The organism is Chelativorans sp. YIM 93263 (genome assembly GCF_028767125.1).
Classification (GTDB): Bacteria; Pseudomonadota; Alphaproteobacteria; order Rhizobiales; family Rhizobiaceae; genus Chelativorans.
The window spans coordinates 377,262-396,763 of record NZ_JAKCWP010000003.1; the positions used below are offsets into that span (position 1 = coordinate 377,262).

Below are 19,502 nucleotides of genomic sequence, written 5' to 3' on the forward strand. Positions count from 1 at the left end.
AATTTTGGTACGCAACGCCCTCCCGCTGCAATGAACGCATGTCATGGTTAACACATCGTTAGCATTCATACTCCTCCGCCAAATTGGTGAATACAAGCCTTAAGAAGGCGGTTAATGGGTCGCTAACGGATTGTCTCTAATTTGAACAATCAGGCTTCGCCGGCCAGTTCGGCGGATGCGCGTGTTCATCGTCTTTCCGGTTCCAGGTCATTGTTGCGTGTTGAAGGCGGATTTCAGGCATATCGCGTTTACAGGAAAGGAGCGCAATCGCGAGCGCCTCTTCCGTGCCGCCATAACCGCCTTTTGCTCGCTCACCCGGCCTACGCGAAATGAAATCGCCCAGCTCGACGATCTGACGCTGGGGCTCTACGATGCAGTGTCCACCGAAACGCGGCGCTTTGCGGCCGCGGCCTTGTGTGAGTGTGCCTTCGCGCCGCCCGGTATCATCCACCGCCTTTGCGCCGAACCCATCGAGATTGCCGCGCCGCTTCTGGTGCGTTCACGTGCCTTGAGCGACATCGACCTAATTGCGCTGATCGGCCGGCATGGCCTCTCCCATGCGCGGGTGATCGCGCGGCGTGACGGCCTCAACCCGGCTATTGCATCGCTGATCCGCACCCTGATCGCCCGTGCGCAGGCGGAAGGCGCGCCAGTGATCTCAAAGTCGGCGATCGAGTCAGCTGGCGATATCGACCGGCTCGAGCCGGTTCGCGAGCGGTTGCGCGAGGTCATGCGGGACAGCAACCGGACCGCCGAAGAAGGCGATCAATTGCCCACACACGAGAGCGGTTTCAGCGCATTGCTCAACCCCGCCCTCGCCGGAGACCGGGATGCGTTCGCCGCTGCCTTGGGCCGCGCGATCGATTTTCCGGCAAGCCGCGTCCGCGGCATTGCCGCCGCCGCAACCTATTCCGACCTGATGATCTGCCTGAAGGCCGCAGGGCTTGGCGCCGAGCAGGCATTTGTGATCACCGCGGCAACTTACCCCGCCCAGGTCTCCCATCCTTCCGCTATCCGGCTTTTCCTTCAGCGCTATGACGCGCTAGGCGCAGAAACGGCACGGGAAAAGATCGCAAACTGGCGGCAAGCCCGGCTCGAGGAAAATCTTCAGTCGGTCGCAAGCGCCAGATAGTCCGATATGTCGCTATCCATCTCGACCTCGACGATCCAGACATCGGGGTCAAAACGCATCTCCTTTTCCAGATGCCGCTCTATGTCGGCCTCCTCCGTGGTCGTTGTGACGTGCGTGAACTGGCGATCATCGGGCTTTGCCTCGTCATAGCTCGTCTGCGGCGCAGGTCCGTAGAAATGCAGCTCACCCAGCCGGGTACGCCGGATCAGGAAGATCGCGCCGGCCTCCCGCGCGCCCCGGCGCCGGATCGTGGCAAAGCCGCCATCCGAGAAGATGCGTTTGAGCAGGGCGGAAACCCAGAGATCGCTTGTCACGCGCATCGGGCGCGTCCTTTTACTTTTCCGTTTTGCACTTGATTACATTTGTCCGGGGCGAGATAGGATGGGATTAGTAGAACGAGAATAACATTCTCAATTATCGATGAAATTACGGGCAGTTCCCATGCCAAAAACAATTCAGGGCTTGGCCTTGGCAATCCTGTTTAGCACTTCCGCCGCTCATGGCGAAAGCCAATCGCAACAGGCGATCGATGACGCCTTCAATGCGGTTGACAAGGTGCTTGCACGCAAGGATCTCAACAACATTCCGGACTACAAGGACGACCGAAGTTCGCCTGAGGTGCTGATCGAGTCCTTTTACAACGCAATCAACAGGGGCGAGTTCTCGCGCGCCTACAGCTATCACGATGGCCTGTCGGACTTCCCTTCCTGGGTTCTTGGATATGAGAACACCCGCAGCATCAAGCTGCACACCGGATCAAGCGAAGGAGATCCCGGCGCGGGCGTTCTATACTGGCATCAGCCGGTTGCCATCGAAGCGGAAAGCTATGATGGGAAAAAGGAAGTTTTCAGCGGCTGCTATGAAATCTCACAGGCCGCTCCGCTCAACCAGGAAGCTCCGCCTTTCCGTCCAATGACGATCTCGAGCGGCTCACTGGAAAAATCCACGGAGAGCCTGGAGAACAGCCTGCCCGAGAGCTGCATGCCTGATTGAGGAGCTGTCCAGGCCTTGGGGCAAGCCACTGGACGGGTGGCGCACAGACGATCAGTTGATCAGGCCGACTTCCCGCATCTTCGCCAGGAATTCGTCGTCCGGTTGGCCCGTGACGGAAAGGCCGAAGAGCGACTGGAACTCGCGGATCGCGTCCTGCGTGTCTTTGCCCAGAACGCCGTCCACCTCGATACCGTCGTTTCCGAAAGCCCTCAGACCCGCCTGTACCCGTCGGACTGTGGGGTCGGCATTGTTGAGGGACGCCATTTGCAGGTCAGCCCCTGAACCCGAGCCCGGCGCCGATACACGCCGCTGCTCCCGTGCGGACGCTGGTTCCGGCTCCTGTGTGGGTGCGGGCTCTTGTTCCGGTACAGCGGGTTCCGGCTCCGCTTGCCTGTTCGCGGTCAGTTCCGGCCTTGGTATAGGCGTGGGCGCCACGGCGGGAACAGCCGTTTCCTGTGACTCGAGACCGAGCTGCTCGAGCAGCGCAGAATCGATACCGCCATCAATCTCGAGGCCGACAATTCGCCGGTAATTCTCCACTGCCGCGCGGGTTTGTGGCCCGATCATGCCGTCGACCTCACCGTCATAAAGGCCAAGCTCCTTCAGAACGCCTTGAGCTGAACGCACCGTCGGGTCTCCTCCGGTCGGATTGACGGACCCGGTCGATTGCGGTTCCGGACGCGGCTCGACATTCGCGGTCTCCTGCTCGGGCGCGATCTGCCGGACATCGGATCGCGAACCGTTGGCCGGCTCCGCCTCCGCTGGCCGGGGCTCTGGCGCCGGCTGTGGCGCCGGCGGAATAAAGGGCTGCTCGCGTGTGGCGACGAAGGCTCCCGGATGGGACTGTGGCTGATACCAGACCGCGTTGGCCGAGACGAATGACAAGGCGACGACAAACGCCGTCGTGCCGCCCACTGCCGCGGGGTTGCGCGCGGCGAAACGCCCAACGGCGGCCAGCGCCGCCCCTGCCATTGCCCCGACGCCGATGCGGCGCTCAGGCTGTCTTTCGTAAGCCGTCATTGGTCCACCCGTCATTCCATTTCCCACCGTCTTCGTCGGTGCCCGATTTTTCCTCGCCCTCCCCATCCATCTGTCCCGCAGGCAGCGAGACATGGACCCGTGTTCCGCAGCCGGGCGTGCTTTCGATCGCGATGCCGCCGCCCATGCGCTCCAACAGTCCCTTCACCAGCGCCAACCCGAGCCCCGCTCCATCGTACTGGCGCGTATAGTCGTTCTGCACCTGCGTGAACGGCGTTCCGATCCGCTCCAGATCCTCGGCCGAGATCCCGATTCCGGTATCGCTGACCGTGAAATCGAGGCGCTCCCCCCGCCGACGCGCAGATATGGTGACCGCACCTGAAGGCGTGAACTTGACCGCGTTCGAGACGAGATTGACCAGCACCTGCTGGACCGCGCGCCGGTCGCAGTGCACGGTGCCGACATTCTCCGCGATATCCGCCCGCAGAATAACCGACTTCGCCTCCGCCTCCTGCCCCATCATTGTGAGACACAGCCGAACCGCCTCAGCGAAGGAAAAGGTTTCCGGCTGCAGCGTATACGACCCTGCCTGCAGTTTGGAAACATCCAGAATGGCGTTCACCACGGAAAGCAGATGTCCGCCTGCAACGCGAATCGTGGCGACGTATTCGCGCTGCTTCTCGTTGGCAAGCTTGCCGAACATCTCGTTTTCAAGCAGCTCGGAGAAACCGACAATGGCGTTGAGCGGCGTGCGCAATTCGTGGCTGACGGAGGCGAGAAGCCGGTCCTTGGTCATAGCCGCATTGTCCGCCGCGTCCCGCATGTCCGCGGCCCTTTGCTCGAGCTCGGCCGCGACATCGTTGTCCCGCAGCACGGCCACGAACGTCCCGCCTGCCGGGGTCGCGGCAAGGTCGAGAATGCAGGGCCGGTAGATCACGCTCACGGGCGCATTCGGCTCGGCGGCCATGCGCAGGCGCAGATTCACTCTCCGCGCCGCCGCGCCCTCCTTGAGATCCGCGAGCGCCTCAAGATAGAGGATCCGGTCGTTCAAATGCACGCGGTCGAACAAGCCTGTGCCAAGCACGATCTCCGGCGCCACATTGAGAAGCGCCTCGGTGCCCCGCGAGGCGTCGACCACCTCGCCAGCGCCGTTCAGGCGCAGCACGGCCGCCCCGATCATCTCCTCGACAGACGGAGTTGCCTGCTCGGGTTCGTCGGCCGTGCCGGCGGCTTCAAAAGTGGGAACGCGCGTAAGGACAAAGCCGCCATAGGCGAGCGGAATCAGCCATTGCCATGGTGAAGGTGCCATGGACGCCAGGTCGGAGAAAGCCGTCACGCCCAGCCCGGCGCCAGCGCCAAGGGCTGCTATGGCTGCCGCGACACCCCATCCAAGGGCGGCACGCGTGCGCGCTGTCCAGGCGCTCTCTACAATGAGAGCCGCGCTCAAGGCGGCAAACGGCGAAGCCAGTCCACCACCGGCCGCAATCAGAATCGCGACGGCAGCCGCCCCGAGAGCGAGCGCTGCCGGCTCGATGAATTGCCGACGGGCCGTAACCATCAGCGTGAAAGGGGCCATCAATCCGATCCCGAATACCAGTGGAATGGCGGCAAGCGCCGTGCCACCGCCAGTGCGCCCTATGACGATCTGGGCTGTCGCAACGGCCACCAACACCGCCCCAACCAGCAAGGCCTGCAACAGCCGATGCTGCCGCCCGCGTTCCTCAACGCGGGTGACGGAGGGGTGGACCAGGCGGTCGAAGGCCGCCTTGATGCTCATGGACCAATCCGCAAATGAAAACGCTCGTGTGCTCAAAGTGACGCGCTCGACTTGTCTTCGCTTGACGCGTTTTTCTTCTCGAGCCGAACCTCGCACCCAGCCTTTAGGAAAGGATAAACGCGGAGACTGAAAACAGCCGGTACAGTGGAAAAACACCCCCGAAATAGCCCCCTCCCACCGGTAGAATGCGTGCATGGTTAACAAAGGGTCGATGAAGGCCGCGCCCGCTTATGGTCAAATTAGAGGCGCGAAAAGTCGCGCCGAACGAAAAATTGCCAAACATATACAGCAGGTTAAATGATTTCCGCCGGGTCACCGAAATCGTATGCAATTGATTAAAAGGCGTTTCAAAGGCCGACATGTACTGATTTGAAGCGAGTTTGCCTTCGATTTGACGCGCATTTTAACGACCTGGTTGCCCACGGCAGGCATAATCGAAATAGACAAACGCCGGGAGCATTCACGCAACATGATCAGTTTCCTGATCCGCTGCATATTCTGGTTCTCACTGGTTCTCCTGTTCCTGCCCATCAATGTGAGCGAGCAGGCGCCCGGAGTGGAGTCCGTCAATCCCCTTCAGGCAATCGCGGCGGTCCGCGACACCGTGCGCGATCTGGCCGATATCTGCATGCGGCAGCCGGACGTCTGCGCAACGGCAAGCGCCGCCGTGCAAACGATCACCGCGCGGGCCAAGGAAGGCATGCGCATCGCGCGGGAGTTGGTGGAGGAAGAGCATTCGGCCAGTCCCGAGGCCGCCCAGCCGGCCGTCGAGACACCGGCGGAGGACGACGCAGCCGAATCGCAGTCGCAATGAGCGAAATTTACCCGTGACGCCCGCCGTCTCAACCACTATATGCGGCGCATGATGACGAGTATCGAGACAATCCGCGAGGACTTCGCCTTTCTGGACGACTGGGAAGAGCGCTACCGCTATATTATCGATCTCGGTAACGACCTGCCCGAATTTCCCGAGTCGGCACGCGACGAGCGGCACAAGGTGCGCGGTTGCGTGAGCCAGGTCTGGCTTCACACAGAGATCGGCGAGGGAAACGACCCGGTGGTGACATTCCAGGGCGATTCGGACGCGCATATCGTGCGCGGGCTGGTGGCGATCGTCCTGTCGCTCTTCAGCGGCCGGCGCGCCAGCGAGATCCTCTCCATTGATGCCGAAGACACGATGCGCGCGCTCGGCCTCGACGAACACCTCACGCCCCAACGCGCCAACGGCCTGCGCGCCATGATCCACCGCATCAAGGATGAAGCCGGCACCGCGATGACCGCGGCGTAGCGTTTACTGGGGCAGTTACAGCACCTTTTAGATAATCCGCCGCCGGAGCGTGCCGGCCACCACCTCACCCGCAATGACAAGCGCCAGGATCGCCAGCAGGACCGTCGCCGCCTCCTGCCAGTTGAAGGTGTCGATCGCGCCCTGGAGGATCAGGCCGATGCCGCCGGCGCCGACCAGGCCGAGCACTGTTGATTCGCGCAGGTTGATGTCCCAACGCAGGATGCTGACGGCCCAGAACGTCGGCATCACCTGGGGCACGATGGCGTAAAGGATCACCTTGAAGCGCGAGGCACCCGTTGCTTCCAGCGCTTCGACCGGCCGCCGGTCGATTTCCTCGATCGCTTCGCCCAGAAGCTTGCCGATGAAGCCTATGGAGCGGAACATGATGGCCAGAATGCCAGCGATGATCCCGGGGCCGAAAATCGCCACGAACAGGAGTGCCCAGATGATCGTGTTGACCGAACGGCTGGAGACCAGGATCAGTCGGCCGAGCCAGAGCGTCGCCGCGTTCGGAGTCGTGTTCTGCGCGGCGATATAGGCGACCGGCAGCGAGACCATAACGGAGAGCGCGGTCGCGATGGTGGCGATGTTCACCGTTTCCAGAAGAACCCAGAGAATACTGGACAGGTTGGCCGTGTCGGGTGGCACCATGCGACCGAAGAGATCGGCCATCTGCTCCGGCGCGTCATAGACCCAGGCCCAGACAACGTCGATGCTGGTAAGCGCCCAGACGATGGCCGCCACGCACACGAGATAGATCGCGAAGCGCTGCAGCCGCTGGCGCGGCGTGAAGCGCACCCATTCGTCCGGTGTCGCGTCGAGCCCTACCATATGCGTTTCCTGATCTGTCCGCTGATCCCCTCACTGATGAGGATCGCGCCAACAATGACCATGGTGATGGCCAGCGCGAAGTCGTAATCATAGCGCCCGAAGGCGTTGGCCAGCGTGGAGCCGATGCCGCCGGCGCCAACGATGCCGACCACGGCCGAGGCGCGCAGGTTGGAGTCGAGCTGATAGATGCTGAGGCCGATCTGGCGCGGCATGATCTGCGGGAAGACGGCGTAGATGATCGTCGGCAGATAGCCTGCACCGACGGCGCGCATCGCCTCAACCTGCCCCCAGTCGATCTCCTCGATCCGCTCGGCCAGCATCTTCGCCACGAAACCGATGGAATAGACGATGAGCGTCAGAACGCCGGCAAAGGGGCCGAAGCCCACCGCCTTGACGAAAATGATGGCGACGATCACCGGGTGGAAGCTGCGGGCGACGACGATGATGGCCCGGCCCAAAAAGTAAACCGGCTTCGGCGCCAGGTTCTTGGCGGCCATGAAGGCGATGGGAATCGACAGAAATACTCCGGCGACAGTCGCCAGAATCGCGATCTTCAGGCTTTCCAGGAAGCCGTCGATCAGAAGCCCGCTGCGCTCGAAGCTCGGCGGGAAGGCGCCGCTGAAGATGCGGGCCGCGCGGGACGCTCCCTCGGCCATGCGCTCCCAGTCGAAGGGAAGCATGTAGACGGCCCACGCAACATAGGCGAGGACCGCCACAGCCAGCGTATAACGCAGAACCGGATTGGCGATCATGGGCGGCTTGCGCCAGGTGTCCGGCAGCTTGCCGTCATTGGCGGGCGCGTGGGCGCTCATGCCGTTTTCACCTTGAACTCGGTTTCGTCGCCGCCTCCGACCGCGCGCTCGTCGGCGGGCGTGCCGGCATAGATCTCGTCCATGGCGGCGCGGTCGAGCGCCGAAGGCTCCGCATCGAACATGATGCGGCCGAAACGCATGCCGACGATGCGGTCCGAATAGGCCTTGGCCTCGCCGACATTGTGAATGTTGATGAGCACGGGCAGCGAGAACTCGCGCGACAGGGCGCGCAGAAGCTCCATAATCTGCTCGGAGGTTTTTGGATCGAGCGATGCGGTCGGCTCGTCGGCCAGAAGAATCTCCGGCTCCTGCATGAGCGCGCGCACCACGCCCACGCGCTGGCGCTCGCCGCCGGAAAGCTCGTCGGCGCGCTTGCTGGCGTAATGGGCAATGCCGACGCGCTCCATCAGTTCATAAGCGCGGCGGATGTCCTTCCTGGGATAGCGGCGCGTGATCGCGCGCCAGGTCGGCAAGTAGCCAAGCCGGCCCGACTGCACGTTCTCCATCACCGTGAGTCGATCGACCAGATTGAAGCCCTGAAAGATCATGCCGATGCGCCGGCGCGCCGCTCGCAACTCGCTGCCGCGCAGCGACGACAGCGTGACATCGTTAAGCTCGATGGTTCCGGAGGTCGGCTCAACCAGGCGGTTGATGCAGCGCAGCAGTGTGCTCTTGCCAGCCCCCGAGGCACCGATAACGGCGACGATGCTCTCGCCCGGAACTTCGAGGTCGAGCCCCTTCAAAACCGGTTCGCCGTTACCATAGCGCTTCACCAGTTGCGAGATTTTCAGCATGTTCCAAGGGCTCCACGGAAGCGGCAACGCGCGACCGCAAAGCGACCGCGCATCCCCTGCGTCATCCCGATTCTACTCGCTTGCCAGACCCTGCGGCGTGTATTCGACGCCATTGGCCTCCTGGATCTGGCGGATCACCGCCCAGTCCTCCTCGTAGGTTATGGGGACGAACTGGCTCACGCCCTCGAATTCCTCGCCCAGGGCCGTTCCCTGGAAATCAAACGAGAAGAATGCCTCCTTGATCGAGTCGACAAGCTCGGGGTCGAGATTGTGAGCGTAGGTGTAGGAGGTCGTCGGGAAGGGCTGAGATTCCCAAACGATCTTGACTTCCTCGGGATCGTACAATCCGCGATCGGCCATGCGCTCAACCACTTCGGAAGCGACTGGTGCGGCATCGTAGTCACCCGCGGCCACGCCCAGCATGGATTGGTCGTGCGAGCCGGAATAGATCACCTCATAATCCTCATCCGGCACGACTCCGAGATCCGGGAACAGCGCGCGCGGTGCCTGATTGCCGGAGTTCGAGGTCGGCGAAGTGTGGGCAACTCGCTTTCCGGCGAGGTCCGGCATCTCATCGATGCCGCTATCGTTTCGGGTGTAAACCTGAAGCGTATAGCCGAAGCGGCCGTCTTCCGACCCCATGATCGCAAAGGGCACCGCACCGGCGAGATTAACCGCGAAAGGCGTCGGCCCGGTCGAGAAGCCGGCGATATGGAGCCGGCCGCTGCGCATGGCCTCGACTTCGGCCGAGTTGGACTGCACGGCAAAGAACTGCACGGTCTTGCCCGTAACCTCCTCAAGATGATCGATGAAGGGTTCCCAGATATCCTCGTAGATCGCGGGATCCTCGACCGGCGTGTAGGCGAAGACCAGCGTGTCGGGATTTACCGACTCGGACGGATCGCTCGGCGGGTCCGCGACCAGATCCCCGTCAGCATCGCAATAGGCGGTGTCCAGCTGGCCGCGATTGGGACAGTCATCGTCCTGCGCCTGGGCCGGAGCGGCAAGAAGCAAGGCAGCGAAGCTCACGGCAGTGGCCAAGCCGCCGCCCATAAACCACGTTCTCTGTTGCGTGTGTGTCATCTGATTATCCTCCCTGGAAACTCTTGGCGGCGCGCCACCCGCCAACTGTTTCGAGCGTAGCCAGCTTTTGTGGTACTTTGCAATAGTTTGCGCTGCAAATACCGACTACCCTCAAAATTTACAGAACCTTTGGTCGAACAAGTGGGAAGTCAGGCATTTCAGGCGCGACGAGGAGTCTGCCGCGACCACAGAAATTCGGGCGCGGAAGTGCAGCGCTATAGCCTGATCGCTTCGATCCACCGGCATTGTAGCAAAACTGCCATCGAATCATGTCACATAGGTCGATCGGAAAATAAAAAAATGGCGATGGGACACCTGCTAGTTCAACATCTGCACGTAACCGGCTGCAGAGACTTCCGTTTACACTCCGGTCTGGGGCTTCTGAAAAGCGACCATGGCGCGGTGGCGACCGCCTTTGGCGCGGAGACGCGCTGATGTCCCGCCTGCGCAAGCGCGACCGGCAGGAGCAGATTCTTCTTGCGTTGCGCCACCATCCGCATGTCCGCACGTCCGATCTCGCCGCCCAGTTCGGTGTGTCGACGGAGACCGTTCGGCGCGACGTGAATGCCCTTAGCCACGAAGGCCTCATTCAGCGCGCCTATGGCGGTGCCGCCGCCAAGCCGATGGGCGCGCAGCCCCCTTTCGGCGAACGCGACAGGGCCCGGACGGAGGAGCGCGCGCGTATCGGCAGAAGCGCCGCGGAAATCGTGCGCCCCGGCGAAGTGCTGGCCATCGACGCCGGATCGACGACGCATCAACTCGCTCTGAGTCTCGCGGCAATTGGTAAGGAACTCACCGTATTGACCAACAGCCTCGCCGTCGCCACGGCGCTGGGGCGCAACGACACCATTCACGTCGTGATGTGCCCGGGCGATTTCATGAGCGAGGAAGCCGGCGTCTACGGCCCCGAAACGCTGGATTTTTTGAGCCGGTATAATGCCAATCGCGCATTCATCGGCTGCAGTGGCGTCAGCACCAAGGGCGTGACGGATGCCAACCTCGCCGCGGTCGCGGTCAAGCGCGCGATGATCCGACAGTCGCGCGAGACCTGTTTGCTGGTCGACCACTCGAAATTCGGCGTGGAGCTGGTCGCGACCGTCGAACCGCTTTCGGCCCTGAACGGGCTGGTGACCGACCGGCCACCGCCCATGCAACTCCAAGAGGCGCTCCAGCGCTCAGGGGCGACAATCCGCATAGCCGGCAGATAGCAGCCGCCCAACGCTACGTCCGCAGGCGCGGACGATAGTCCTCCGCACCCCAGTGCAGAACGCTTTGGCGTCGCGGCCGCGGCGGCGGTTCATAATGCCGGCTGAGGGCGGCAAGCGCGGTTTTCAGCACCACCTTGGCGGAGCGCACCGGCCAACCGCGCTCTGCCTCCACGCGCTCAAGGCCCTTTAGAAAACAGCACACGTCCACCAGAACCCCGGCCAGCTCCGGACCCACGGCCGCGAGCGCGTGCTCCACCCGCTGCCGGGCCGCCAGGGCTGCCTCCGTCAGTTCCGCGATACCGTTCTCCCGCCCGCCGCGTTTGCCCCTGTTGACTGGTTCGCTCCAGCTTGCGCCAAGACGCGGCATGATCTGCCCGCGCGTGAAATCTGCGCGCAGCCGCTCGCCGGCACGGAATTCCGCCTCGTCCAGAAAGGGCCGGCCGTCCTTGCCGCGCCTGCGGGCGAGTTGACCCAACGGCGATTCCGAAAGGTTCACCTCGACCGTCTCGGGACCGTCCTCCGTGAAGTCTGTGCGTGTGCCGCGCTCTATGTGCTGTTCGCGGAAGGGCTCGTCCTTGGCGCTCGCGCGCCGCGTCAGTGCCCTTCCCTCAGGTGTCAACGCGAGCACACCATTCTCAATGCCGACCAGAGCCGCGCGCTGCAAATCGCACAAGGCCGCCGCGGAGATCGAGATAACGCCGCGTTCTCCGCCGTCGAGCAGCAGCCTGCCCTCTTTCGCCGCCTTTCGTATCGTCCCCGCGCCACTGGCAAGAAAGCGCACGGCGCGCAAACACTCCTTGCGGGCGCGATCTGATTCCATCTTCTGCCGCTTCATTGCACCACCTCAACCTGCCGAAATGCCGCTGCCGTCACGCGTTCGACCATCAGGACGATGCAATCGAAGTCCTGATCGTCACGCAGATCCTCCACCAGATGGCATGCGTACTGAACCGTCGTACGGTCGCGCCCGAAACCGCGGGCGACATCGGTCATGCTGAGACCGAGTACGACGTGGGTAACGTACATGCTAATCTGGCGCACACGGGTCACACTCGTGGAACTTCGCCCCGGCTGCCGCAACTCCCGGCCGCTGATATTGAAGAGCGCAGCGGCCATGTCCATTACGCACTCGCAGATATCGGTAATCCGTTCATCGCTCACCGGGCTCAGCCGGCACGGGAAAAGCTCCGGGCCCTGGGCGGCCGTCTCCTGTTCACCTCCGTGAACATCCTGCATCTGACCGACGGTCTTCAATAGCACTGGCACACCCCTTTTTCGAATTTATGAGGAATAAATTCTTATATCGCAGTGCGCGCTAGACGTGAACAAAAACAGAACAAATTAATTGGAGGGATTCAGTTAAACCCTTGAAACATCGGGAGCTTTTATTTCAACAACCAGAAAAAGCATGCAATTTTATCCCCGCCCCGCCCGCCGGCCTCACAGTGATCTCGCGTGAAAATGGAGATCAGCGCATGGAAGCATTAAAGAAGCAGGCGGCTGCGTTTCTGGACGCAAAGGAGGATCGAACGGCGGAAGCGCGGCAGACGGCGGCGTTCTTCCTGGTTTCAGGGATTGATCTGAGCGCGGCGCTCAAGATGTCGGATCCGGAGAAGGCCATCGTGCTGGCACGCATCGGTCGGCTGATGCGGCGGGAACGGCTGAAGGGGGTCAGGCGCAATTGGAGCTACGACCTCAACCGCCACATCGCGCTTAAACAGGCCTACGACCGCCTGAAGCGCTCGCGTGCCGCCAACCAATAAAAAACTCGCGGGCCGAGAGGCCCGCGAGTCTACATATCAGTAATGCAGCATAGAAATGCCGCATCTTCTGTTTCGTCAGCGGATGAAGTCTACTTCGACTTCCGCTTGCGCCCCAGGCCCATCTTTTTCGCCAGTTCAGAACGAGCCATGGCATAGTTCGGCGCAACCATCGGATAGCTGGGGTCGAGACTCCACTTCTCCCGATACTGCTCCGGCGTCAGCCCGTAGTGGGTCATGAGATGCCGCTTGAGCGATTTGAACTTCTTACCATCTTCAAGGCAAACGATGTAATCGTCGTGAACCGAGCGTTTGGGGTTCACAGCCGGTTTGGGCTTCTCCGCCGGCGGCTCCTCGCCGCTGCGGGTCACCTTTCCGAGTGCTGCATGAACATCAGCAATCAGATTCGACAGCTCCGAAGCTGGAACCGGATTATTGCTGACGTATGCCGCGACAACATCAGCGGTCAACTCGATAATCGTTTCGTCGTTTCTTGTTTGTTGTTCATCCATTTCCATCGCCCTTGCCCAGTGGCCCTCCCCACATCCTGAAATCTCATTGCAGTGCTGGGTAATTAAATTTTGATAACTTTCTTACGATCACCCAACCGATATACAGCAGGCAATATTCACTTTTGGCATGCCCCGTCAACTCACAAAATCTTTCCTGTAAAGACTAGGATTTGCCGTTTACTTGATTTTCACTGAAGTATCACAACCTTCAGTGTAGTAGATAACCAATTTTCATGCCTTGGTTTTATAAATACGTATATAGAAGTTGTACTGAGCCAGTTCAATATGTGCGCTGGCCTTGCTTACGAACTGCCGCACTGCCCAGCAGTGCTATTTTAGCTCGCCATTGTCTTCGTTGCGGATCGTGTCCACCATATCATCGTGAACGGAGCCGCCCCACATGCGGTAGCCGGCGACGTAGGCCGCCTTGGCCAGCAAGTGCGCCGAAACCGGCGCAGTCAGGATAAGAAAGACTATTGCCGCCAGGGCCCGGGTCACAATGGCGGTTTCAGCGGAGAAGAGTGCAAGGGCGATCAGAATACACCCTGATCCCACTGTTCCCACCTTCGAGGCAGAATGCATACGCGAGTAAAGATCAGGCAGACGCAACAGACCGACTGTAGCGATAAAAGTAAAACCGGAGCCGATGAGGAGCAGGACGCCTACGGCGATGTTCTGCAGAAGCTCAATCATCCTCATTCTCCACGAACAGGTGGAGCGGATCCTCGCTGATGAATTCCTCCTGGTATCGCTGGCTCATCACAAAGCGTGCGAAGGCCACCGTTGCGAGGAAGCCGACCAGGCCGAGTGCAATGGCGATGTCCAGGTAGAGTGTGTAGCCCGTGCGGATTCCGATCACGACGATAAAGCCAATGGCGATCATCACCAGCATATCGAGGCCAAGAATCCGGTCCGGCAGCCCGGGCCCCATGACAACCCGCAAAACCGCGAGCAGGAACGAGAGGCTCAGCACGCCGAGGGCGACCAACTCGGCGAATGCAAGAAAATCCTGGCCATTGGTCATTGGAACGCCTCCATGATCCTGCGTTCGAAGCCGCTCGCGATATCTTCGCGCAGCGTATCCGGGTCGGAGCAGTCAAGTGCGTGGACGTACAGGTATTTTCGATCCTCGGACACATCCACCGACAATGTGCCCGGCGTCAGCGTGATCAGATTGGCCAGGAGCGTGATCTCGAAATCGCGCTCCAGCCTGAGCGGATAAGCAAAGATGCCCGGCTTTACATCCATGCGCGGCGAGAGCACCAATATGGCCACCCGCCATGCCGACTTGATCAATTCAACGATGAACAGCGCTGCAAGCCGTATAAACTGGAAAGTCCGCCGAAAGTAGCCAAGCGATCCGACCTGTTCCCGGATCAGGTACAGTGCGGCGGCGCCGAGAACATAGCCGAACACGAGGTTCACCAGCGTGAAGCTGCCCGTGACAGCGGCCCAGGCGAGGGCCAGCAGGATGTTGGCGAGGTACAGGTTCATTGCGCCGCTCCCTCGGGAAAGACGGTGCCGATATAGGTCGTCGCGTCAATGAGACCGCCGGCAGCACTTTCGGCAAGACCGATAACCGGATCGGGATAAAGCCCAATGATAAGCATGGGCAGCGACAATGCCGTCAAGACGCCGTATCCCAGCGCCGGCGACATTCCTGCCTTGATCGGTTCCGCATTCTCCGGGAGCGGGCGCCAGATCGCCAGAATGAAGACGCGGCCGAGCGCGACCGTCGTCAGGAACCCAGTCAGGAGAATGGTGAAGCCGAGCCACGACCAGCCGGACTCCAGCGAGGCCTGGACGAGCATAACCTTCGGCCACAGGCCGGAGGCCGGCGGAAGCCCGGCGATGGAAAGGACGAGGAACAGCGCAAAGGCGGCAATCAGCGGACGGGCGGCATAGAGCCCGCCGAGATCGCGCAGCGAATAGCTCCCGCCCAAACTGTTCATCACACCGGCGAGCAGATAGAGCGCGCCCAAGACGATCATGGAATGGAGCGCGTAGAAAACCGTTCCGGCGAAGCCTTCCGGCGTCCCGATAGCGATGCCCGCCAGCATGATGCCGATACCGGAAATGACGACAAAGCCCAGCGCGCGCCGGATATCGGTCTGCGCCAGGGCTCCCATGATCCCAAGTATCATGGTCGCCGCCGCCACCCAGGCGATCAGGACGGAGAGAATCTCCAGCTCCGGCGGAAACAGCATGCCGAAGGTGCGCAACAACCCGTAAATGCCTACTTTCGTCAAAACTGCGCCAAAGAGGGCAGACGTGACGATGCGCGGCGTGTGATAGGACGCCGGCAGCCAGAAATTGACCGGGAAGGCCGCCGCCTTCATGGCGAAGGCCAGGAGATACAACACGGTGAGCGTCATCAGCGGAGCGGTATCCCGCAGATCGCCTGCCTTGCGCGCCACATCGGCCATGTTGAGCGTGCCGAAGATGCCGTAGAGATAGGCCGTCGCGATCAGAAAGAACGTCGTGCCGATGAGATTGAGGATCGCGTATTTGGTCGCGCCGTCGAGTTGGCGGCGTTCCGACCCCATGACCAGGAGGCCGAACGAGGAGATCAGGAAGACCTCGAACCAGACATAGAGATTGAACATGTCGCCGGTCAGGAACGCGCCGTTTACGCCGGCCATCATCAGGATCAAGAGGGCATAATACCCGTAGCGCCGGCCCACCGTGCCGATATCGCTCGTGGCGTAGAACGCGCAGACCACCGCGACCAGCGTTCCGGCGACCGCGAAGGACGCGCCGAGCGGATCCGCCACGAATGAAATGCCGAAGGGCGGGAGCCAGCGGCCCATGGTCATGACGACGATGCCCTGCTCCAGCACCCGCATGAGCAGCAGTACAGTGCACACGAGCGTTGCAAGGAGCCCGCCGGCCGCCAGCCAGCCGTGCATGCGCGTTTCGCGGCGCGCGACAAGCAGAATGCCCCCTACCACCAGCGGGATGGCAACGGGCGCGACCACAAGCCAATCGGCCAGCGGCACGGGTTCCAGCACCATGGCACCTGAAAGATCGGCGGTATATTCAGTTTCTACTGCCATTCTTGCCTCAATACCCCAGCGGCGGGAGCTCGTTGCCCTTCGGCTCCGCGACCCTCATCTCGTCCGTATCGTCCGTGCCGATCTCCTGATAGGCCCGGAACGCCAGGACCAGAAGGAAAGCGAAAATGGAAAAGGCAATGACAATCGCCGTCAGGACGAGCGCCTGCGGCAGGGGGTTTGCCGTCGTCTGGCTCGGCGTATCTGCATCGATCGGGATGATCGGTGGCATCTCGCCCAACAGGCGACCGGCCGAGAAGATCGTCAGGTTGACCGCGTTACTGAAGATCGAAACACCGAGGAGAATGCGGATGATATGCTTGGAAAGCATGAGGTAGATGGAGACGGCAAAGAAGACGCCTACGGTGAAGACAAGGGCCACGTCCATCAGATACGCTCCTCCCGCTCTTCAAGCCCAAGGGCAATCGAGGTCAGCGAACCGAGGACGACCAGATACACACCGACGTCGAAGAGCAGCACGGACGACAGGTCCACGTGAACGCCGAGCACGTCGATCGGGGCCCACAAGCCGGTGAGAAACGGCGTGCCGGCAAAGATAGACATCAAACCGGCGCTCGCAGCCGACAACAGGCCTATCCCCGAAATGGTCATCGGATGAAAATAAATCGCGCGGCGTACCGGCGAGACGCCGCAGGCGATGCCGTAGATGGCGAAGGCGGAGGCGGCGATCAGGCCGGCGATGAAGCCGCCGCCCGGCTCGTTGTGTCCGCGCAGCAGCACGAAGATCGAGAAAAGCACCATGAGACTGGCGAGATACGGCGCGATGGTGCGGAATATCAGCGTGCGCATATCAGCTCTCCCTTTCCCTTGCCGACTTCAGGTCGACCTGCGCGCGGCCTGGGCGAATGCGCACGAGCGCGAGGATGGCCAAGCCCGCTATCATGACGACGGCGATCTCGCCCAGCGTGTCGAGCCCGCGGAAGTCCACGAGGATCACGTTCACGATGTTACGGCCATGGGCGATCACACGGGAGTTTTCCGCAAAGAACACGCTGAGCGTGGTGTCGAACGGCAGCTCGATAACACGCAGCAGAAAGAGCGATAGCCCGAGACCGCAAGCGACAGCGATGAGAACGTCGGGCACCTTCTCGCGGGTCGGCCGGTGGTCGGTCGGCGAGAGGCGCAGCCGCGTCATCACCAGCGCCAGGATGACCACGGCCAGCGTTTCCACCATGAACTGGGTAAAGGAAAGGTCCGGCGCCCCCAGGAGCATGAAGATGAGCGCCACGGCAAAACCCTGGATGCCGAGCGAAACGATGGCCGTCAGCCGGTCGCGCGCCCAGACGACAGCGCCAAGGCCGATGAAGGCGACGGCGAGCACGGCCCACTCGTAGAAATGCAAGGGGGAGAAGGTCGGGATGGCAGGCAGTTCATCGAACACCAGCATCGGCACGAAGAGTGCTGCTATCAGAACGGTGAAAACAGTCGTTACGTAATTGTCGAGACGTCCGCTCTGAATCACACCCGTGACGGAGTAGGAGGACCGGATGAGCCCGCGGATCGCTTGATCGAAGCCCCGGTCGGGGCCCCAGCCGATCGCTGCAAGCGTGGAGGTCATCGCCGCGCGCCCGCGCGCCAGCGACATATAGGCCAGAATGCCGAGCGCGACCGTAATCACCGAGAGCAGAAGCGGCATGCCGATGTGCGGAATTACGGATATGTGAATGCTGACGGGCTCACCATAGACGGCGCTCGCCATTGGGCTCGATATCAGGTGGTGGCTGCCCTCTGACAAGAGCGCCGAAACAAGTCCGCTCACCGCAAGAACGAGCGGCCCGAGCCACAGCAGGATCGGGCCTTCATGCGGCGTCTTCGGCGTTTCCACCCTGGCGCCGGTGAACGGTTTCAGCCCCACTGCGAACCCGATGGCGAACATCAGCGCGTTGCCGATCAGCGCGACCACCGTCAGCAGAATGCCCCAGCCGGCACCGGTCGCAAGCCCGGCGTAGATCTCTTCCTTGGCAAGGAAGCCGAAGAAGGGCGGCAGCCCGCCCATGGAAAGGGCGGCGAGCACCGCGGCGGCAAAGGTGATCGGCATGGCGCGGCCGATTCCGCCGAGCTGGGTTATGTCGCGCGTGCCGGTCTCATGGTCGATTGCGCCGGCGACCATGAAGAGCGCGCCTTTGAACATGGAGTGGGCAATGAGGTACAGCACCGCCGCCTCGACTGCCACTTTGGAGCCGAAACCGGTGAGCATGACGAGCAGTCCGAGCGAGGCCACCGTCGTGTAGGCCAGCATCAGCTTCAGATCGGTCTGCCGCACGGCCAGAAGGGTGCCGACGAGCAGCGTCGTGCCGCCAAAGATCGGCAGGATCGTCTCCCAGGCCACGGTCTCGCCCATCACCGGGTTCAGCCGCATGAGCAGGTAGACGCCCGCCTTCACCATGGTGGCCGAATGCAGATAGGCCGAAACGGGTGTGGGCGCTTCCATGGCGTTGGGCAGCCAGAAATGGAACGGAAACTGGGCCGATTTCGTGAAAGCGCCGCCGAGAATGAGAAGCAGCGCGGCGATGTAGAGCGGCGAGGCGCGCAGGGCGTCGCTGTCCAGGATCGCGGAGAGCGAGTGCTCACCCGTGATGCTCGTGATCACCAGAAGTCCGGCCAGCAGTGACAGACCGCCTGCCCCCGTTACGACCAGGGCCTGAAGCGCGGCACGGCGGGAGGCCTCGCGCACATGATCGAAACCGATCAGCAGGAAGGAGGTGATCGAGGTCAGTTCCCAGAACACGAAGAGCATGAGGAAGGAGTCGGCGACCACCAGCCCCTGCATCGCTCCCATGAACATGAGGATGAACGAGAAAAAACGGCCCTGCTGCGGATTGCCCTTGAGGTAGCCGCCCGAGTACAGCACGACCAGCGTGCCGATGCCGGAAATGAGCAGTGCGAATGTCAGCGAGAGCCCGTCCAGATACCAGGAGAACTCGACGTTAAGGCGCTCGATCCAGCTATAGCCGCCCGCCACCGGTTCGCCGGCCGCCACAGACGGCAGGAAGCCTGCAAAATGATAGAAAATGAAGAGCGGGGCGAGCGCTAGGACCCAGGCGGCGTTGTGGGCCAGCCAGCGAGTGAGAAGCGGAGCAAGTCCTGCCGCGATGAACGGCAGGATCAGCACAAAAAAGGTCAGCAACGGCCCGTCGGCTGCCATGAATAGTCCCCGCTAGAAGCCCCCAACTCTCTTGTTTGCGATGGTGAAAGCCACGACATTCGCCGCCGTCACATAGACGTTCATGCCGCGCCGGGCAAGACAAGCCGGGTTGCAA

23 protein-coding genes are annotated in these 19,502 nt (G+C 61.6%); 6 read left to right on the top strand and 17 right to left on the bottom strand.

Annotated elements, in window-relative coordinates:
* Window positions 1-217: 217 nt before the first annotated feature.
* Complete coding sequence (locus LY631_RS08905) at window positions 218-1,132, top strand: hypothetical protein (RefSeq protein ID WP_274424891.1); 915 nt, start codon at window positions 218-220, stop codon at window positions 1,130-1,132.
* On the opposite strand, the gene LY631_RS08910 is transcribed toward LY631_RS08905, so the two are convergent.
* Entirely contained in the window at window positions 1,108-1,452 is a 345-nt protein-coding gene (locus LY631_RS08910; protein ID WP_274424892.1) for a DUF1491 family protein, read from the bottom strand. The two genes, LY631_RS08905 and LY631_RS08910, sit on opposite strands and share 25 nt — an antisense overlap.
* Before the next feature lie 121 nt (window positions 1,453-1,573).
* Between LY631_RS08910 and LY631_RS08915 the strand changes: the two genes are divergently transcribed.
* Entirely contained in the window at window positions 1,574-2,125 is a 552-nt protein-coding gene (locus LY631_RS08915; protein ID WP_274424893.1) for a hypothetical protein, read from the top strand.
* Between the two features lie 51 nt (window positions 2,126-2,176).
* On the opposite strand, the gene LY631_RS08920 is transcribed toward LY631_RS08915, so the two are convergent.
* Window positions 2,177-3,160 carry a peptidoglycan-binding protein gene (locus LY631_RS08920; RefSeq protein WP_274424894.1) on the bottom strand — a complete coding sequence of 328 codons (984 nt, stop codon included), beginning with the start codon at window positions 3,158-3,160 and terminating at the stop codon, window positions 2,177-2,179.
* A complete protein-coding gene (locus LY631_RS08925; protein WP_274424896.1) occupies window positions 3,120-4,880 on the bottom strand; it encodes a sensor histidine kinase in 1,761 nt (586 codons plus the stop codon). Before LY631_RS08925 ends, LY631_RS08920 begins: the two co-directional genes overlap by 41 nt.
* A 469-nt stretch (window positions 4,881-5,349) precedes the next feature.
* On the opposite strand from LY631_RS08925, the gene LY631_RS08930 reads away from it, so the two are divergent.
* Window positions 5,350-5,694 (top strand): DUF5330 domain-containing protein, encoded by a 345-nt coding sequence (locus tag LY631_RS08930; protein ID WP_274424898.1) that lies wholly within the window; start codon window positions 5,350-5,352, stop codon window positions 5,692-5,694.
* Between the two features lie 48 nt (window positions 5,695-5,742).
* Window positions 5,743-6,168, top strand: a complete 426-nt coding sequence (locus LY631_RS08935; protein ID WP_274424899.1) for a SufE family protein — start codon at window positions 5,743-5,745, stop codon at window positions 6,166-6,168.
* A 27-nt stretch (window positions 6,169-6,195) separates the two neighbouring features.
* On the opposite strand, the gene phnE (LY631_RS08940) is transcribed toward LY631_RS08935, so the two are convergent.
* The 4 genes from phnE (LY631_RS08940) to phnD all read right to left on the bottom strand — a co-directional run bounded on the left by phnE (LY631_RS08940) (window position 6,196) and on the right by phnD (window position 9,688).
* A complete protein-coding gene (gene phnE, locus LY631_RS08940; RefSeq protein ID WP_274424900.1) occupies window positions 6,196-6,999 on the bottom strand; it encodes a phosphonate ABC transporter, permease protein PhnE in 804 nt (267 codons plus the stop codon).
* Window positions 6,993-7,811 carry a phosphonate ABC transporter, permease protein PhnE gene (phnE, locus tag LY631_RS08945; RefSeq protein ID WP_274424902.1) on the bottom strand — a complete coding sequence of 273 codons (819 nt, stop codon included), beginning with the start codon at window positions 7,809-7,811 and terminating at the stop codon, window positions 6,993-6,995. Before phnE (LY631_RS08945) ends, phnE (LY631_RS08940) begins: the two co-directional genes overlap by 7 nt.
* A complete protein-coding gene (gene phnC, locus LY631_RS08950; protein ID WP_274424903.1) occupies window positions 7,808-8,605 on the bottom strand; it encodes a phosphonate ABC transporter ATP-binding protein in 798 nt (265 codons plus the stop codon). Before phnC ends, phnE (LY631_RS08945) begins: the two co-directional genes overlap by 4 nt.
* Before the next feature lie 72 nt (window positions 8,606-8,677).
* The gene (gene phnD, locus LY631_RS08955; protein WP_274424904.1) at window positions 8,678-9,688 is read right to left on the bottom strand and encodes a phosphate/phosphite/phosphonate ABC transporter substrate-binding protein; all 1,011 of its coding nucleotides are present in this window, start codon (window positions 9,686-9,688) and stop codon (window positions 8,678-8,680) included.
* Window positions 9,689-10,122: 434 nt separating this feature from the next.
* Between phnD and LY631_RS08960 the strand changes: the two genes are divergently transcribed.
* Window positions 10,123-10,896, top strand: coding sequence for a DeoR/GlpR family DNA-binding transcription regulator (locus tag LY631_RS08960; RefSeq protein WP_274424905.1), 774 nt, complete (start codon window positions 10,123-10,125; stop codon window positions 10,894-10,896).
* A 13-nt stretch (window positions 10,897-10,909) separates the two neighbouring features.
* On the opposite strand, the gene LY631_RS08965 is transcribed toward LY631_RS08960, so the two are convergent.
* Together LY631_RS08965 and LY631_RS08970 are read right to left on the bottom strand one after the other, a co-directional pair.
* On the bottom strand, window positions 10,910-11,731 hold the full coding sequence (locus LY631_RS08965; RefSeq protein WP_274424906.1) for a DUF6456 domain-containing protein: 822 nt from the start codon (window positions 11,729-11,731) through the stop codon (window positions 10,910-10,912).
* A complete protein-coding gene (locus LY631_RS08970) occupies window positions 11,728-12,156 on the bottom strand; it encodes a helix-turn-helix domain-containing protein (RefSeq protein WP_274424908.1) in 429 nt (142 codons plus the stop codon). The genes LY631_RS08965 and LY631_RS08970 overlap by 4 nt, the downstream gene beginning before the upstream one ends.
* 215 nt (window positions 12,157-12,371) lie before the next feature.
* Here LY631_RS08970 and LY631_RS08975 point away from each other — a divergent pair, with 215 nt between their 5' ends.
* Window positions 12,372-12,659, top strand: coding sequence for a cytoplasmic protein (locus LY631_RS08975; RefSeq protein WP_274424910.1), 288 nt, complete (start codon window positions 12,372-12,374; stop codon window positions 12,657-12,659).
* Between the two features lie 89 nt (window positions 12,660-12,748).
* Here the strand turns inward: LY631_RS08975 and LY631_RS08980 are convergent, their stop codons facing one another.
* The 8 genes from LY631_RS08980 to LY631_RS09015 form a co-directional block, all read right to left on the bottom strand.
* On the bottom strand, window positions 12,749-13,168 hold the full coding sequence (locus LY631_RS08980; protein ID WP_445082859.1) for a MucR family transcriptional regulator: 420 nt from the start codon (window positions 13,166-13,168) through the stop codon (window positions 12,749-12,751).
* Between the two features lie 330 nt (window positions 13,169-13,498).
* Window positions 13,499-13,861: a monovalent cation/H(+) antiporter subunit G gene (gene mnhG, locus LY631_RS08985; protein WP_274424912.1), complete on the bottom strand. Its 363-nt coding sequence runs from the start codon at window positions 13,859-13,861 to the stop codon at window positions 13,499-13,501.
* Entirely contained in the window at window positions 13,854-14,192 is a 339-nt protein-coding gene (locus tag LY631_RS08990; protein WP_274424914.1) for a cation:proton antiporter, read from the bottom strand. The genes mnhG and LY631_RS08990 overlap by 8 nt, the downstream gene beginning before the upstream one ends.
* A complete protein-coding gene (locus LY631_RS08995; protein ID WP_274424915.1) occupies window positions 14,189-14,662 on the bottom strand; it encodes a Na+/H+ antiporter subunit E in 474 nt (157 codons plus the stop codon). The genes LY631_RS08990 and LY631_RS08995 overlap by 4 nt, the downstream gene beginning before the upstream one ends.
* Entirely contained in the window at window positions 14,659-16,224 is a 1,566-nt protein-coding gene (locus LY631_RS09000; RefSeq protein ID WP_274424916.1) for a Na+/H+ antiporter subunit D, read from the bottom strand. The genes LY631_RS08995 and LY631_RS09000 overlap by 4 nt, the downstream gene beginning before the upstream one ends.
* 7 nt (window positions 16,225-16,231) lie before the next feature.
* Complete coding sequence (locus tag LY631_RS09005; protein ID WP_274424917.1) at window positions 16,232-16,609, bottom strand: Na+/H+ antiporter subunit C; 378 nt, start codon at window positions 16,607-16,609, stop codon at window positions 16,232-16,234.
* The gene (locus tag LY631_RS09010; protein WP_274424919.1) at window positions 16,609-17,031 is read right to left on the bottom strand and encodes a Na+/H+ antiporter subunit B; all 423 of its coding nucleotides are present in this window, start codon (window positions 17,029-17,031) and stop codon (window positions 16,609-16,611) included. Before LY631_RS09010 ends, LY631_RS09005 begins: the two co-directional genes overlap by 1 nt.
* A gap of 1 nt (window position 17,032) precedes the next feature.
* Window positions 17,033-19,387: a putative monovalent cation/H+ antiporter subunit A gene (locus tag LY631_RS09015; RefSeq protein WP_274424920.1), complete on the bottom strand. Its 2,355-nt coding sequence runs from the start codon at window positions 19,385-19,387 to the stop codon at window positions 17,033-17,035.
* Window positions 19,388-19,502 lie beyond the last annotated feature (115 nt).

What these genes read in the sequence shown, in the direction of transcription:
- LY631_RS08935 (WP_274424899.1), top strand. Translation starts at nt 5,743, where the DNA reads ATGATGACGAGTATCGAGACAATCCGCGAGGACTTCGCCTTTCTGGAC.
- LY631_RS08915 (WP_274424893.1), top strand. Translation starts at nt 1,574, where the DNA reads ATGCCAAAAACAATTCAGGGCTTGGCCTTGGCAATCCTGTTTAGCACT.
- phnE (WP_274424902.1), bottom strand. Translation starts at nt 7,811, where the DNA reads ATGAGCGCCCACGCGCCCGCCAATGACGGCAAGCTGCCGGACACCTGG.
- LY631_RS09015 (WP_274424920.1), bottom strand. Translation starts at nt 19,387, where the DNA reads ATGGCAGCCGACGGGCCGTTGCTGACCTTTTTTGTGCTGATCCTGCCG.
- LY631_RS08910 (WP_274424892.1), bottom strand. Translation starts at nt 1,452, where the DNA reads ATGCGCGTGACAAGCGATCTCTGGGTTTCCGCCCTGCTCAAACGCATC.
- LY631_RS08930 (WP_274424898.1), top strand. Translation starts at nt 5,350, where the DNA reads ATGATCAGTTTCCTGATCCGCTGCATATTCTGGTTCTCACTGGTTCTC.
- LY631_RS08990 (WP_274424914.1), bottom strand. Translation starts at nt 14,192, where the DNA reads ATGACCAATGGCCAGGATTTTCTTGCATTCGCCGAGTTGGTCGCCCTC.
- LY631_RS08920 (WP_274424894.1), bottom strand. Translation starts at nt 3,160, where the DNA reads ATGACGGGTGGACCAATGACGGCTTACGAAAGACAGCCTGAGCGCCGC.
- LY631_RS09005 (WP_274424917.1), bottom strand. Translation starts at nt 16,609, where the DNA reads ATGGACGTGGCCCTTGTCTTCACCGTAGGCGTCTTCTTTGCCGTCTCC.
- LY631_RS08975 (WP_274424910.1), top strand. Translation starts at nt 12,372, where the DNA reads ATGGAAGCATTAAAGAAGCAGGCGGCTGCGTTTCTGGACGCAAAGGAG.
- LY631_RS08960 (WP_274424905.1), top strand. Translation starts at nt 10,123, where the DNA reads ATGTCCCGCCTGCGCAAGCGCGACCGGCAGGAGCAGATTCTTCTTGCG.
- LY631_RS09000 (WP_274424916.1), bottom strand. Translation starts at nt 16,224, where the DNA reads ATGGCAGTAGAAACTGAATATACCGCCGATCTTTCAGGTGCCATGGTG.
- LY631_RS09010 (WP_274424919.1), bottom strand. Translation starts at nt 17,031, where the DNA reads ATGCGCACGCTGATATTCCGCACCATCGCGCCGTATCTCGCCAGTCTC.
- LY631_RS08980 (WP_445082859.1), bottom strand. Translation starts at nt 13,168, where the DNA reads ATGGATGAACAACAAACAAGAAACGACGAAACGATTATCGAGTTGACC.
- mnhG (WP_274424912.1), bottom strand. Translation starts at nt 13,861, where the DNA reads ATGATTGAGCTTCTGCAGAACATCGCCGTAGGCGTCCTGCTCCTCATC.
- LY631_RS08965 (WP_274424906.1), bottom strand. Translation starts at nt 11,731, where the DNA reads ATGAAGCGGCAGAAGATGGAATCAGATCGCGCCCGCAAGGAGTGTTTG.
- phnD (WP_274424904.1), bottom strand. Translation starts at nt 9,688, where the DNA reads ATGACACACACGCAACAGAGAACGTGGTTTATGGGCGGCGGCTTGGCC.
- phnE (WP_274424900.1), bottom strand. Translation starts at nt 6,999, where the DNA reads ATGGTAGGGCTCGACGCGACACCGGACGAATGGGTGCGCTTCACGCCG.
- phnC (WP_274424903.1), bottom strand. Translation starts at nt 8,605, where the DNA reads ATGCTGAAAATCTCGCAACTGGTGAAGCGCTATGGTAACGGCGAACCG.
- LY631_RS08925 (WP_274424896.1), bottom strand. Translation starts at nt 4,880, where the DNA reads ATGAGCATCAAGGCGGCCTTCGACCGCCTGGTCCACCCCTCCGTCACC.
- LY631_RS08995 (WP_274424915.1), bottom strand. Translation starts at nt 14,662, where the DNA reads ATGAACCTGTACCTCGCCAACATCCTGCTGGCCCTCGCCTGGGCCGCT.